This window comes from Paenimyroides baculatum (assembly GCF_008629655.1).
Taxonomy (GTDB): Bacteria; Bacteroidota; Bacteroidia; order Flavobacteriales; family Flavobacteriaceae; genus Flavobacterium; species Flavobacterium baculatum.
Map to the genome: position 1 here is coordinate 169,475 of NZ_VWSG01000007.1, position 14,896 is coordinate 184,370.

Here is a 14,896-nt window from a genome sequence, read left to right on the forward strand (position 1 = left end):
AGATTAGAATTATCTTAAAATACTTAAGACTGTTGCTAGGTTTAAAATTAGCATACGTTTAACAATGCGCATGAATAGGCAAATCTGCCACTTTCTGGCACGCAAAGTAATACTTTTTCACCTTTTTTAAGTTTACCAGAATTCATTAATTCTTCGGTTACAATAAAGATTGATCCTGCGCCGATATTTCCAACTTCTGATAAGTTATAATACCATTTTTCCACAGGAAAATCTAAACCAACATTTGCAAATTCTTCTCTCAACCCATCTTTAAAGTAGTTGGAAGAAATATGTGCTAAAACATAATCCATATCTTCTGGTTGAATTTGGTGTTTATCAAACGAAGCTCTTAAAGCCTCGGCACCTTTTTTCAAAATAAATTCATCCAACAAACGGGTATCTTGTTTTAATGCGAATAAAGATTGTTTCAACCATTCAGCTGAAGGATAATCTGCCCAAGATTTTAGGCTTCCGTCTTCTTGTTTTTCGCAACCAGAATACATGCATGCTTCGATTTCGTGGGCAAATGAATGAAAATCGATCCATTCAATTTTTAAATTCAGGCTTCCTTCTCTCGGCTTATTTTCCAATAGAAATGCACCCGCACCATCGGATAGCATCCATCTTAAAAATTCTCTTTTGAAAGCTACAATTGGTTTTTCTTCTAATAATTTTAAATTTTCAACTTCATGGTTAAATTTATCAGCGGTCATCCAAGACGAAAAACGCTCGGAACCCACACAGATTGCATTTTCTGTTGCACCTGCTTTTACCGACAAAAAACCATAGTTTAAGGCATTCATACCTGCATTGCAAAGCCCCATAGAAGTGTTGATACCAATAGATTTCCCCGGTTTTAAAACGCCATGAACCATAGACGCGTGCGAAGGCTGAATTTGATCTGCAGAAGTGGTTCCGCAAGAAAGTAACTCCATATCTTCTTTTTTAAAGTTTTCGTCGAAAAGACCTTCAACTGCTAAAGCGGTGATTTCTGCATTGGTATGCGTAGGATTTTGGTTTTTATCTAATGCATAATATCTTGTTTTTATGCCATTATTCCTTAAAATCAGAGGTCTTGCCTTAGATGTTTTATTATTCACTAAACCTAAATATTGTTCCATTTCATCATTTGAAACAGGCTCGTTGGGTAAATAGGTTGATGCTTTTGTGATATAAACGTTACTCATTATAATTTTCTTTTTATAGTCCTTGATAATATTGAATTTGTTTTTTTCTCTTCCACCAAAAAATGGGAGTTGTTATATTGTAGATAATCAAAACAATGGGCGAAATTACCCATATTGCAGCCATTAGGTAAAATTTGTAAACGCCTACCCAAAATTTTCTTTTTTCAGGTTTTTTAAGAATAATTCCTGAAAATACGGTGAAAAGCTTATTACCTACGGTTTCAACTTTTATAAGGAACGGTCGTATTTCTACTGCTCCGTTCTTAACAAGTTCATTTTGCAACCCATTATAATTATCTTGCGAAACGTACTTTTCAATAATCGTTCCATATTTATCTGCGCTTGCAATTTCTGCATCAGAAACACCTGCTTTTGGAAATGGTTTTTTCTGTTCTTTATTGCCGGTTTGCATCCAATTTAATATGGTTATTACGCTTGTGTAATTGTCATGACGATCAACCAAAGCTATATTACCCACAAGTTTTGCTTGCAAACGCTGTAAATGAATTTTAAGTTTTTCTTGAGAAAGCATCCACATATTTCTGGTAGCAGAAATTGTTATAACGGGTGTATCACACATTATTTGCGCAGCATACGCACTTTTAAGAAAAGAAATAATGGGTATAGACGGAGTTAAAAACCAAACTTGGTAGCCAAATAATATTAGATCAAATTTTTGATTAAGCACTTCTTCAGGAGGTGGTAAAATGGCTCTTGGAATTTGCCTATACGTTTCCGGAAAAGTATCGTAAAAAACTTCACTTTTCCATGGAAAAGCAAAATCTTTTTCCATTTTAATTTCGTAATACGTAACGGTATATGAATCCTTTAATTGTTCAAAAGGTTTTGCGATATTGTTTACGATGTCCTTTAACTGTCCTGTTTGACTGTAATATAGCACTAATATTTTCTTCGGCATAAATCGGGATCACTTTATACAAAAATAGATTTTTTTTGGAAAAAACAGTCGCTTTTGGCTCTTCAATTCTGTTAATCTTTATTCGGAAAACAATAATGTAAAATACGACGCGAGTTTAACTATTTAAACCACATCACGCAATTTTTTACCGGTTAATTCAATAAAAACTTCTTCTAAACTGTGCGCATTTGGAACGCTTTCAATGAGTTCTTTTGGTGTTCCCTGAACAAAAACGCTGCCTTGATCTATAATGGCAATATCGGTACAGAAATCTTGTGCTTCTGCCATTAAATGCGATGTATAAACAATGGTTGTTCCTTGCTGATTCAGCAGTTTTAAATAATCGATTATCGTTGCGCGTGACTGAACATCAACACCAACCGTAGGTTCGTCTAAAAACAACACTTTTGGATTGTGTAAAATACCGGCAATTAAATTTACCCTGCGTTTCATTCCGCCAGAAAACGTTTGTATTTTCTTGTGCATGAAGCTTTCCAATCCTAAATGAATTAGAAATTCGGGGATTTTTGCTTTTAAATCTGCTTTTGACACATTGTACAAACTTCCAAAATACATCAGATTTTCATAGGCTGTAAGGGTAGGGTACAAGGCATATTCTTGCGGAACCACACCAATAATATTTTTTATAGATGTGCTGTTTTTGTTTGATATACCGTTGATTTCATAACTGCCTAAAGTTGGCTGAATGATTCCGCACAAAATAGAAATCAAAGTCGTTTTTCCGGCTCCGTTTGGTCCTAATAATCCAAAAACTGACTGTTGTGGAATGTTTAAAACCACATTGTTTAGCGATTGAAAATCGGCACCTTTATATTGTTTCGATATATTTTGTATCTTGATGATTGACTGCATTTTACACGGCTTTTTTCAATTTCTTAAAAAAGGCTTCTTCCATATCTGCCAGTTTCATTAAATCGTTAGAAAGTACTTGATACACATTTTCGGTATTACTGCGTTTTTTTACCACGCGCGATGCTTCTAACGCAAAATCACGCCATTTATCGCCAATTAAAGCCATTTCTTGCGAAAGATTCAACAATTCCTGATTTTTTAAATATTCACCCGCTTCCTGCAAAAAAGCAGCGTAAATAAAGCGAAAACCGCCACCGCCTGTGCCAATTTCTTCTTGCATACGGATCATATTAGCCAAATTGTAATTTGTTTTTGCAACACCCAGCTTTTTATGCCATTTTAAAATGTCTTTTGCTACCCATCGTATAGCTTTTACACCTACAAGTGGTACGGGCGCTAACATATCATTACACGTTTGTTTTATGGCTTTTTTAATAGGATTTGTCAAATCCATGGCATCGGGAACAGAAACAGGGTAGTACAAATGTCCTTTCGGAGCCAATGCTCCTTTAGCGTAACGCACTTTTTCTAATTCGTCTTCGTTTAGTGAAACGGTATAATCCATAACCGAATCGCTAATTAAATAGTTACCATTTTTTTTACCAAAAACCACAATGTTGTGTGCATTGAAGTGAAAGCGGTATTCGTCTGGAAAATAAGGTAAATTGTAAACACCTACTACCAAACCCGTAGGAATATTTTTAGAAAGATTTTCATCTAACTTTTGCTGTGCTTTTTTAGGATCAGAAAATTTGAAACGTTGTACTTTTATCCCCAAACGCTTTGCCATACGGTTAAATATTTTACCTGGCATGGGTCTGTACGAAATTCCCGGCGCGTGATTTATTTTAAGAAACGGCAAGTAAACAAAAAACAAACCAGAGCCCAAGCCAAACGCCATAGGTTCTGATATTTTAAAGCCTTTGTCGCCCAATAAATTTACAATAGCACCGTTTTCACAATGTGCTGCTTGTTTGTGTTGAAAATCCGCCTGCATTTATCCTTTTAAATTTTGTAAATCGTTTAAAGAAATACCGAAAACATCGGCATATTTTTGAAGTGTTTTTGTGTTTAGGTTTTTAAAAACGTTTGGTTTTCCATGACGTTTTACAAAGAATGTCCATTTACCCACATAAGCCGCCAGCGTTTGCCAGTCCATACGGTTTAATTCCATAAAATAAACAATAGGGCTTACATTGCCTGCTTTTACATCGTTTAAAGCCTGCTGAATACGTTGATCCAATACTTCTAAATTTTCGTGCTGAACAACTGTTTTTGCTTCCCAGCCAGTACTTTGAACGCTTACAAATTTTCCGTCATCATCAACCGCATAAACCATTTCGTTAATGTTTTTCCTTTTTAAAGGACTATCGTCTTGTGGTACTTCGTTCTTCTTCATCTTAATTTTTTTGTAAGAATAAATTCATTTCGCCTTCCAAAAATAACGTATCTAAATGATATGCAGTAACTTTTAACGTGCAAATAGAATATTCGGGCATCTGAACCTGTGAAATCAAAATAGCTTCCGTTTGAATTTTTGTTCCTATTTCGGGTAATTTATGAATGGTAATTTTTTTGATGGAACTTATAAAACCTAAAATACCCGGATTACCTTGAGATTCTGCCGATGGTTCTTTATCAAAATAATGCTGCCCTGAAATTGATGAACAGGTTTGCGCTGCGTTTTCGATCAATCCCGAAGCAGACAAACAATTGTCTTCAATAAAAATACAGTCGGTTTTTATTTCAAAATGCGTTAAAACTCGTTCTAAACATATATGTTCAATAGCATCAACCATCAACATTGGCTGTAAATGTGGCAGATAATTTTTAATATCGATATATGCTTTTTCAGAATTCATCATTTGGCAATTACTGTTTTCATTTGTGCGGTTGCAATTGTTTCGTTGTTGATCTGGCAAATAATATCAACCAGCGTAATACCCGCAAATTCCTGCAGAATTGTTGCGGTGGTATGTATTTTTTCGCCTGCAATTGGCAAGCGGTTAATTTTAAGGTTTGCAATACTGCCAATGTACCCCATTGGTGCCTGCTGGTTTTTTACGTAAAACCCAAAACCGGTATGTAACGCCACTGTTTGCGCCATGTGTTCTATTAAACCGGGTTCTTGCAGTGCATTGTTTTTTATAAATAATCCGGTAGTATCAATAGATAATCCTGCCGAAACTTCATTGTCATTAAAAGCATGTAGCGTATCAACCATAACAATAGGATTGCGTTGAGGAATGCATTTTAAAAGGATTTCTGCCGATGTTATAGGGAACGATATATTCATGCTAAACAACTTTTAAAAATGCGTATGCATAAGAAAATCGACCACTTTCTGGAACCGACAACATAATGGTGTCGCCACTTTTTAATTTGTTGGAATGATACAGCTCTTCTAACATTAAATAGATCGATGCCGAACCCACATTTCCTACTTTTGGCAGGTTTATGAACCATTTATCTTTTGGAATTTCCAAACCGGCATTTTTAAAACATTCATACAGTTTATCTCTAAAGAAAACCGATGAAATATGCGGTAGAAAATAAGTAATATCGCTTGGTTTTATGTTGTGTTTCTGCATGGCATCACCCATACTTTCCACACCTTTTTTAAGAATGAATTCATCTAAAATCTTCACATCCTGCTTTAATGAAAAAACCGATTCTTTTTTCCATTCGTCTGTGCTAAATTCGCTCCATGCTTTAACAGATCCATCTGCCTGTTTCTCGCCACCGGCATACATACAGGTTTCCAATTCATGTGCATACGAATAGTTTTCCATCCACAGAATTTCAAGCGGTAATGATCCTTTCGGTTCATTTTCTAACAAAATCGCTCCGGCACCGTCTGAAAGCATCCAACGTAAAAAATCTTTCTTAAAAGCTAAAATTGGTTGTTCTTCCAACGCTTCTAAATTGGCAATTTCGGCTTCGAATTTATTAGCCATCATCCAGGTTGAAACACGTTCAGATCCTGTACAAACGGCATTATTTGCGTTTTCTGCCTTAATAGCCAAATAACCGTATTTTAAAGCGTTCATTCCCGAACAACATACGCCTGACGATGAATTAAGCTCTACCGATTTATTTTTAAGTAAACCGTGAACCATTGCAGCGTGCGACGGTAACAATACATCGGGAGTAGAAGTTCCACAAGATAGAATATCAATATCGTTCAAGGAAAAATCATCGGCAACCAGTTTTTTTATGGCTAAAGCAGTTAATTGTGCATTGTTGTGCGTGACGTTTTGTTGGTTATCTAACGCATAATAACGGGTTTGAATACCGTTATTACGTAAAATTAATCTGCGTGATTTTGAAGGTTTATTGTTTATTTCACCCAAAATATGCTCCATTTCATCGTTTGAAACAGGATTATTGGGTAGAAATTTTTCTATTTTATTGATATAAACTTTTGCTGACATACGATATTCCTTGGAAATACTTTTTCTTTTTCTGAATGCTAAAATAAGTAATTGGAAACAAAATTAATTCAATTAAATGAACAATTGGCGATAATACCCAAATGGCGGCAAATAAATAACCTTTAAAAACTTTTAAAAGCGTTTTGCGTTTTGCCGGATTTTTTAGAATTAAAGTTGACCATATTGTAAACATTTTGTTGGCTTTTTTATCCATTGATAGTAGAAACCAACGAAATTCTACAGCGCTTTTTGCCAACAATTGCTTTTGCAGTCCGGTATAATTATTTTTTTGTAGGAAAGGTAAAATAGTTTTTCCAAATTTTACCGATTCGTTGATTTCTTGGGCTGATACACCGGGTAAAGGTAAAAATCCGTAGGTTTTTCTTTTAACTCCGCTGAACATCCAATCAACAACCGTAATTACGCTTATCAGGTTAATATTTCTGTCGGTCAGTGCTATGTTTCCAACCAAATGTGCATTAACATCTTTCAACAATACTTTTACTTTTTCTTGAGCAAATGCCCACATATTGCGGCTTCCGCTAATGGTAATTACCGGAACATTGTTTAAAATAATTTTGGCATATTCGCTTTTTAAGAACGAATTTATTGGAATTGATGGCGAAAGATACCAAACCTGAAAATGCAGTAAAACCAAATCGAATTTTGTTTGAAGGATTTCGTTGCTCGGCGGAATGATTTCTGTAGGAACCTGTTTGAACGTTTCGGGAAAAACATCGAAAAACGAATCGTTATCCCACGGAAAAGGAAAGCTTTTTTTAGTTTGAATGTTGTAATAAGTTACATTCACATTGGCATCTTCAACAAACGGAAGACTTATTTTATCGGCAATTTCTTTTAACTGACCCGATTGCGAATAATAAATAACTAAAACATTTTTCATAGGTGGTTTGTTTTGATGATCTTGTCATTCAGTATAATCATAAATGATAAAAAAGATTCCTTCGGAATGACAAACTGTATGCTTACTTCCAAGTACTTTTTAATCCTTCCAAAAATCGAAATAATTAAACCACTGATACGGATACTTTTTCAACATCTGTGAAACACTATCGGTATAACTATTTAATACTGACTGTGCATCGCGATGCTTAAATTCGAGTGCTCTGCGGGTGTATAAATGGTAATGCAAATTAGGTTCTTTCATAACATACACGTAAGCAACCGGTGTTTTTAGGCGCGATGCCAGCATAAAAGTTCCTGCAGGAAAATGTGCTTCTTTCCCCAATAATTCTGCCTGCATTGTTTTAGAATACTCGAAATATCGATCGCCCGTAAAACAAATCAAATGATTTTTAGAAAGTGCATCGTTGATTTCAAAAATATGTGACATATCTTCTTTTACATAGATAAACTGCACGTTTGGTTTTTCGTCTGTGATGCTTTCTAAATACTGCTTGATTACCGAATGTTCCTGATCTACGGTTACAATATGGATCTGACAGTTAAAATCAATATCGGCAAAAAACTTTTCGGCAATTTCAAAATTACCAATATGTGCGCTGATTAAAATGCCGCCTTTGCCTTCGCTTAACAGTTGTTTTAAAATATCAATTCCATCGAAATCAAAAGTAAATTTACTGCGTAGACCTGCCGAAATAGCTATTTTATCGATTAAAACCTGACCAAAGGTAAAATAGCTTTTGTAAACGGCAAAAACGGCTTTAAAAAACGAAAACTGCTGACGGTTGCGGAAATACGAAAACATAGCCTTAAAAGAAGTAGGGTAGGCCACAAAATAATAAAAAGCCACGAATACCAAAACGCTGTAAGCAGCACGTATTCCCAGCTTTTTTATGCAATAAACAAATATTTTGTAACCTAAAATTGTTCCTTTAGATTTTCCGCTCCATTGGGTCATTTTTAAGCGTTTTTAGCAGCTATTTTATTGTTGATGATGTTGTAGAAATCTTGAAAAGTTACCATGCCCATAAAATCAGCTTCGACTAATTTCACGCCAAAATTTGATTCGATTATTACAACCAAATCCACATAATCCAAGCTGTCTAAATCTAAAGTTTGCTTTAAATTTTTATCTGCTTCGATTACCTCTGCATCAACTTCGAATTCTTCAACTAAAATCTCGTTTACTTTATCGATGATTTCCTCAATCTTCATTTGTGTGTTTATTTATATTTTTTTACGATTACCGCAGAATTTGTTCCTCCGAACCCGAAAGAATTCGACAAATATACGTCAAAATCTTTATTAATTGTTTTGGTAGCAATATTCAGCTTTTCTGAATGTTCATCGGGTGTTTCATAGTTTATATTTGGTGCGATAAATCCTTCATTCATCATAATTGTAGAATAAATAATCTCGCTTGCACCTGCCATCCAACATTCATGACCTGTCATTGATTTGGTGCTTGAAACATATGGTTTTGTTGCTCCAAAAACTTCATCTATAGCCTGTGCTTCGTTTGCATCGCCAACCGGAGTTGATGTTGCATGTGCGTTGATGTACTGAACATCGGCTGCATTTAAACCTGCCTGTTGCAAGGCTTTTCGCATAGCTGTTGCAGGTCCATCAACATTCGGCGTTGAAATATGTCCGCCGTTTGATGAAAATCCGTAGCCGACAATTTCTGCAATAATGTTTGCACCACGAGCCAAAGCACTATCTAAACTTTCAATAATGATTGTAGCACCGCCGCCGCTTGGAACCAAGCCATCGCGAGCAGCATCGAATGGGCGGCATGCTTTTGCAGGTTCGTTTTCACGAGGCGAAAAAACACCTAAACCATCGAAACTTGCCATTCCGTATTTGTTGATTTCTTGTGCACCACCGCAAATAACCAAATCCTGCAAACCGTTTTTAATCATCATATATCCCAAACCAATCGCATGCGATCCACTTGCACAAGCTGCACTGATGGTCATGTTGATTCCGGTGATGTTAAAAATGGTTGATAAATTCATGGTTACCGTAGAATTCATCGACTTAAAAATAGCTCCGGATCCTATTAAAGCGGTGTCTTTTTTTTCACGAACAATATCGGTAGCCTCAATAATAGCTTTAGAAACACTGTCGTTTCCGTAAATAAGACCAATTTCGCGCTTGTTGAAATCGTCTAAAGAAATACCTGCGTTTTGTAAAGCCTCCATGGTTGCCACATACGCGTATTCGGTTTCTTCGCCAATGGTTATACGCTGCCTGCGACTTAAAAATGGTTTTAAATCGGGAGTTGGAACTTTCCCTGTTAATGACGAACGAAAACCGTATTCTTTGCGTTCTTCATCGAACACAATACCTGATTTTCCTTCGTATAACGATTGTTTAACTTCTTGTAAATTGGTACCGATGCACGAATAAATTCCCATACCGGTTATCACCACTCTGTTATTCATAATTTTTTGTATTCCGTATATTGTAGATTGTATTTTTGTACAATTGAGAATTAGCGTTTGAAATTTTTTAATGAAAACACTTTTATAGATACTTTATATATCAGAAAACAGATGAAAATTATGTTAATTAAATACCATAAATTCAAACTAATATAACTTATCTTTTGCCAAAAGGTCATACTTTCCAAACTGAAATATGTGCCTTTACTTTCATCATAAAAATCTTCATAATTCAATAAAACCAACCCAAGAAAAATATATATAGCTAAATCAAAAATGATTAGTCCAATTCCGATTAATATGTTTTTTATTGAAAACAATTTTTTCATTTCTGAACAACTAATTTATTGATCATATTACATTATACATTTCTACATTTTACAATCCTTTAAGAATAAATTCCTCCGTTTATATTTATAATTTCACCTGTTATGTAACCCGATTTTTTTGAAGCCAAGAAAGCAACTAAATCGGCTACTTCATCTGCTTCTCCAAAGCGGTTAGCAGGTATCATTTTTACTAATTCTTTTTCGTCTAATTCCGCAGTCATATCGGTTCTAATAAAACCTGGAGCAACCGCGTTTACGGTTACTTTACGTTTGGCAACTTCTTGCGCTAATGCTTTTGTTGCTGCTACCAACGCACCTTTTGCCGCCGAATAATTGGTTTGACCCGGAGTGCCTTTTACACCCGAAACCGAAACCATATTAATAATTCTTCCGTATTTACTGCGCAACATTTCCTGAATAAAGAAATTGGTTACGTTATAAAAACCGTTTAAGCTGGTATCAATAACACTTTTCCAGTCGTTTGGCTGCATCCACATAAACAAACCATCGCGCGTTATTCCTGCATTGTTCACAATTACTTCTACAACAGCCTCAGGATTGGTTTCTTTCCAAGAATTTAAAGCAGCTTGTGTTTCTTCTAAACTAGCCACATTAAACCCGATTACTTCTGCCGATCCGCCTTCGTTTTCAATCAAGTGTTTTGTTTCTAACGCAGCTGCTTCGTTCGATTGGTAATTAATCAATACATGGTACTGCAAATCCTTTGCCAATTTTAAGCAGATGGCTTTTCCTATGCCACGAGATCCGCCTGTAACTAAAGCACATTTTTTCATTTGCTGCCTATTTTTTTAAAAATTCATTAACCTTTTTAACATAAGGATACATTACAATATCTTCTGCAAAAACAGGCACTATGTTTCTAATTTCGTTGTACAGTTTCTTTGATGGACTGCTTAATTTATCCTGATAATTCAACGCATCAATTGCCTGAATAATCGTAATTAGTTCAATCGCCAACACTTCAAACGTATTTTCGATCACATTGCTGCACATAACGGCTGCATTGGTTCCCATACTTACAATATCCTGATTGTCGTTATTGTTCGGAATACTGTGAATGTACATTGATGTTGATAATGCCTGATTTTCTGCAGTGGTTGATGTTGCCGTAAACTGTACACCCTGCATACCAAAATTGAATCCTAATTTACCCAAATTGACAAATGGTGGCAGTATTTCGTTAATTTTTGAATTCAACAGATAGTTTAACTGACGTTCTGCCAACATGGAAATTTTGGTAACAACCAGTTTTAATTTATCCATTTCTAATGATACATAATCGCCGTGGAAATTTCCGCCGTGGTAAACCTGTTCTGTTTCCACATCGATCACCGGATTGTCGTTTACCGAATTTATTTCTTTTTCTAAAATATCTTTAACTGATAAAACGGTATCGTAAATTGGACCTAAAATCTGCGGTACACAACGAATTGAATAATATTCCTGAACTTTTTCCTTAAAAATTTCTTCGGTATTTTCTCCGCTGTACAAATGTTCCTGACGGTTACGTGTTAGCTGGCTGTTTTTTAAATGATTGCGCATTTTTTCGGCAACAACCTGCTGTCCGTTATGTAATTTGGTGTTGTTCAATTCTTGCGACAAATGATCGTCATAAGCCTGTACAATTTCATTAATCATACAAGATGCCTGTAATGAAAAATCGACCAATTTATCAGTCAATAACGCATTCACAATACCAATTCCCGTCATTACCGATGTTCCGTTCATCAACGCCAAACCTTCGCGAATTTTAACATCGATTGGCTGTAAACCTTCCATTTTAAAAACTTCTTGGGTTGATCTGCGTTCGCCTTTATAAAAAACTTCGCCTTCACCAATAAGTATCAGTGCCAAATGCGCCAACTGAACCAAATCACCACTTGCACCAACACCACCATGAGCAAAAATAAGCGGCGTAATATCGCGGTTAATCAATTCTTTCATCAAAGAAATTACGGTCATATTTACACCCGATTTTCCTAATGCCAGCGTATTTAATCGAGCTAAAATTGCTGCTTTTACATGAATAGGCGACAACGGATTACCAGTACCCGATGAATGGCTGCGAATTAAATTGTACTGCAACTGCAACTGATCTTCTGGCTGAATGCGGTATTGCGCCATTGGACCAAAACCTGTATTAACACCGTAAATAACTTTATTTGCAGAAAACGATTTTAAAAAATTAAAACTTTTTTCCACACGATTTACAAGTAAATCGTCTAATGTAATGGCTTCATTATTAAAAATGACCGAAGCAAAATCATTTATCGTTAAATAATCACGTATAACTTTCATTAAAAATTGTTTGATTAAAATGTATTAAATGACTGATTTCTTGTAATTTTGAAACATCATTTTACAAAGGCAAAAATATAATTTTAAACTATCTTTTTTACTATGAATACAGAAAATGTTGATATCCTAATTATTGGAGCAGGTCCCAGTGGAAGTGTTGCAGCCGGATATCTGCAAAAACAGGGCTCAAAGATAAAGGTTGTAGAAAAACAAAAGTTCCCGAGAATTGTAGTGGGCGAGAGTTTGATACCGCGTGTTATGGATCATTTTGATGAAGCCGGATTGTTTGAAGCACTTGATTCTTACGGATTTGAAAAGAAGCCCGGAGCCCGTTTTATTAGAGGTAAAGAAATTTGTATTTTTGATTTTAGCAATAAATTTGGTGAAGGATGGGATTGGACGTGGCAGATTCCGCGTGCCGATTTTGATAAAGCCATGACCGATGAATTGCAACGTAAAGGGGTTGATATTGCTTTTGAAACCGAAGTTACCAATGTGGAATTTAACGGAACCAATTCTGTAACTACCATTAAAGATAAAAACGGAACTGTTTCGCAGATAAATGCAAAATTTGTAATTGACTGCAGTGGTTACGGGCGTGTTTTGCCGCGAATTTTAAAGTTAGAATCTCCTTCTAAATTAGATCCGCACTCTGCAATTTTTACTCATGTTAAAGATGTAAACCGACCAGATGGAGTAGAAGGTACCCAGATTTCTTTTGATATTATTGAAACCGAAGTTTGGTTGTGGGTTATTCCATTTTCTAACGGAAATACCAGCGTTGGAATTGTTGGTCCTACAGAATATATCGATAAATTATCAGTAACAGGAAATACCGAAGAAGCTATTAAAAATGCCATAAAACTTTCTGATTTTTATGTAAAACGATTCGATAAACTTTCTTTTGAATTTGATCCGATCCATTTAAAAAATTATTCTGTTGCTGTATCTCAATTTTACGGCGAAGGATATGCGTTAACAGGAAACAGTACAGAATTTTTAGATCCTGTATTTTCTTCAGGTGTTTGTTTTGCAACAGAATCCGGAATTTTAGCTGCTAAATTGGCTTTAAAACAAATTAATGGGGAAGATGTTAACTGGGAAAAAGAATATACCGAATACATGAAATACGGTATCGATGTTTTTACCACGTACGTTAAAGAATGGTACACCGGTAATTTACAGGAATTGTTTTATCATCAGCCGGAAAATCCCGATGTTAAAAGAAAAATTTGTGCTGTTTTAGCAGGTTATGTCTGGAATAAAGAAAACACATTTGTAGCAAAACATCATAACATTATAAAGAACATGGCGTACATGATTCGTGAAAACAAAATGGATTCCTAATTGGAATCCATTTTTTATTTATCAAACTATCATGCAATTTTAAAGCCATTAGGCTAGTTTTAAAATAAAATTAGTTCATCTGTTAGCTAACAAAATTATAGATGTTTATAACCTTAATTTTACTATCAATAACCTGTGTTAATAAGTGTGAATAACTTTACATAACTAATACTTTTTAAATCTTAAAATTTTGTTATAGCAGTTTATTTTTGTTGACAAGCGTAGTTTTTATTGAAACTAATCAACGATTACATTGACACATTTTATCAACTTATAAACACTTATTCACAACTAAACTTTTAAGCAATTTTTGTTAGTGAAAGTAAAAATATATCAACACCCATTTTTAAATTGACTGATATTTAGAACTTTGATATATTAAGTTAATGTTAACAACTTTTAATAAGTAACATATTAAAATACTTTACCAAAAACTTATGCTACATATTAACAAGCATTATAAAGAAGAAATCTTTTTTTAAAATTTTAAAATTTAATTATTTAATAATAATATGTTGTTAACAACGAAAACTGTTTTGTTTCAGTTTTACTAATTGATATAATTATATATTGTATTAAATAACTGATAATCAATTAAATATATTTTTTAATACAATCTTATACTTCTTTTTTTTAGTTTCGTTGTACCTTTGCAAGTATTTTAATGTTTAATTATGGTCATTTTTAATTACGAGACCGATTTTCAGTTAGAAAAAGAGTCTGACTATGAACGATGGATTGATGCTGTTATAGAATCGGAAGGAAAAGAACCCGGTGAAATTAATTATATTTTTTGTGATGATGAATATTTGCACAACATAAACATGCAGTATTTAAATCACGATACATTAACCGATATTATAAGTTTTGATTATTGTATTGGAGATTTAATTTCGGGTGATATTTTTGTTTCGATTGAAAGAGTGCAGGATAATGCAAAAGATTACGAGGTATCGTTTAAGGAAGAGTTGTTACGAGTTTTAGCACACGGTGTTTTACACTACTGTGGATACAAAGATAAAACACAAGACGAAGCTTTATTAATGCGATCTAAAGAACAAGAAAAAATTAATATGTTCCACGTGGAACAATAGTTTTTTCTGAATGTTTAATTTAA

Annotated in this window: 16 protein-coding genes; 2 read left to right on the top strand and 14 right to left on the bottom strand. The window is 34.6% G+C overall.

The window, feature by feature from the left end; genetic code table 11:
• Window positions 1–47: 47 nt before the first annotated feature.
• The 14 genes from F0460_RS10850 to F0460_RS10915 all read right to left on the bottom strand — a co-directional run bounded on the left by F0460_RS10850 (window position 48) and on the right by F0460_RS10915 (window position 12,432).
• Window positions 48–1,187 (bottom strand): beta-ketoacyl-ACP synthase III, encoded by a 1,140-nt coding sequence (locus F0460_RS10850; protein WP_150013108.1) that lies wholly within the window; start codon window positions 1,185–1,187, stop codon window positions 48–50.
• Between the two features lie 13 nt (window positions 1,188–1,200).
• Window positions 1,201–1,980 carry a dialkylrecorsinol condensing enzyme DarA gene (locus F0460_RS10855; protein ID WP_223810802.1) on the bottom strand — a complete coding sequence of 260 codons (780 nt, stop codon included), beginning with the start codon at window positions 1,978–1,980 and terminating at the stop codon, window positions 1,201–1,203.
• Window positions 1,981–2,229: 249 nt separating this feature from the next.
• On the bottom strand, window positions 2,230–2,979 hold the full coding sequence (locus F0460_RS10860) for an ABC transporter ATP-binding protein (protein WP_150013112.1): 750 nt from the start codon (window positions 2,977–2,979) through the stop codon (window positions 2,230–2,232).
• Between the two features lies 1 nt (window position 2,980).
• The gene (locus F0460_RS10865) at window positions 2,981–3,976 is read right to left on the bottom strand and encodes a BtrH N-terminal domain-containing protein (protein ID WP_150013114.1); all 996 of its coding nucleotides are present in this window, start codon (window positions 3,974–3,976) and stop codon (window positions 2,981–2,983) included.
• Entirely contained in the window at window positions 3,977–4,378 is a 402-nt protein-coding gene (locus F0460_RS10870) for a hypothetical protein (RefSeq protein ID WP_150013116.1), read from the bottom strand.
• A gap of 1 nt (window position 4,379) precedes the next feature.
• Window positions 4,380–4,844, bottom strand: a complete 465-nt coding sequence (locus F0460_RS10875; protein WP_223810803.1) for an ABC transporter permease — start codon at window positions 4,842–4,844, stop codon at window positions 4,380–4,382.
• Window positions 4,841–5,275 (bottom strand): ApeP family dehydratase, encoded by a 435-nt coding sequence (locus tag F0460_RS10880; RefSeq protein WP_150013118.1) that lies wholly within the window; start codon window positions 5,273–5,275, stop codon window positions 4,841–4,843. The genes F0460_RS10875 and F0460_RS10880 overlap by 4 nt, the downstream gene beginning before the upstream one ends.
• A gap of 1 nt (window position 5,276) precedes the next feature.
• Window positions 5,277–6,413, bottom strand: a complete 1,137-nt coding sequence (locus F0460_RS10885; protein WP_150013120.1) for a beta-ketoacyl-ACP synthase III — start codon at window positions 6,411–6,413, stop codon at window positions 5,277–5,279.
• On the bottom strand, window positions 6,388–7,317 hold the full coding sequence (locus tag F0460_RS10890; RefSeq protein WP_150013122.1) for a dialkylrecorsinol condensing enzyme DarA: 930 nt from the start codon (window positions 7,315–7,317) through the stop codon (window positions 6,388–6,390). Before F0460_RS10890 ends, F0460_RS10885 begins: the two co-directional genes overlap by 26 nt.
• Before the next feature lie 99 nt (window positions 7,318–7,416).
• The gene (locus tag F0460_RS10895; protein WP_150013124.1) at window positions 7,417–8,295 is read right to left on the bottom strand and encodes an LpxL/LpxP family acyltransferase; all 879 of its coding nucleotides are present in this window, start codon (window positions 8,293–8,295) and stop codon (window positions 7,417–7,419) included.
• A 2-nt stretch (window positions 8,296–8,297) separates the two neighbouring features.
• Window positions 8,298–8,552, bottom strand: a complete 255-nt coding sequence (locus F0460_RS10900) for an acyl carrier protein (RefSeq protein ID WP_150013126.1) — start codon at window positions 8,550–8,552, stop codon at window positions 8,298–8,300.
• Between the two features lie 8 nt (window positions 8,553–8,560).
• Window positions 8,561–9,784 (bottom strand): beta-ketoacyl-[acyl-carrier-protein] synthase family protein, encoded by a 1,224-nt coding sequence (locus F0460_RS10905; RefSeq protein ID WP_150013128.1) that lies wholly within the window; start codon window positions 9,782–9,784, stop codon window positions 8,561–8,563.
• A gap of 388 nt (window positions 9,785–10,172) precedes the next feature.
• Window positions 10,173–10,907, bottom strand: coding sequence for a 3-oxoacyl-ACP reductase FabG (gene fabG / locus F0460_RS10910; RefSeq protein WP_150013130.1), 735 nt, complete (start codon window positions 10,905–10,907; stop codon window positions 10,173–10,175).
• A gap of 7 nt (window positions 10,908–10,914) precedes the next feature.
• Window positions 10,915–12,432: an HAL/PAL/TAL family ammonia-lyase gene (locus F0460_RS10915; RefSeq protein WP_150013132.1), complete on the bottom strand. Its 1,518-nt coding sequence runs from the start codon at window positions 12,430–12,432 to the stop codon at window positions 10,915–10,917.
• A 102-nt stretch (window positions 12,433–12,534) separates the two neighbouring features.
• Here F0460_RS10915 and F0460_RS10920 point away from each other — a divergent pair, with 102 nt between their 5' ends.
• Entirely contained in the window at window positions 12,535–13,779 is a 1,245-nt protein-coding gene (locus F0460_RS10920) for an NAD(P)/FAD-dependent oxidoreductase (RefSeq protein ID WP_150013134.1), read from the top strand.
• A 674-nt stretch (window positions 13,780–14,453) separates the two neighbouring features.
• Entirely contained in the window at window positions 14,454–14,873 is a 420-nt protein-coding gene (gene ybeY, locus F0460_RS10925) for an rRNA maturation RNase YbeY (RefSeq protein WP_150013136.1), read from the top strand.
• Window positions 14,874–14,896 lie beyond the last annotated feature (23 nt).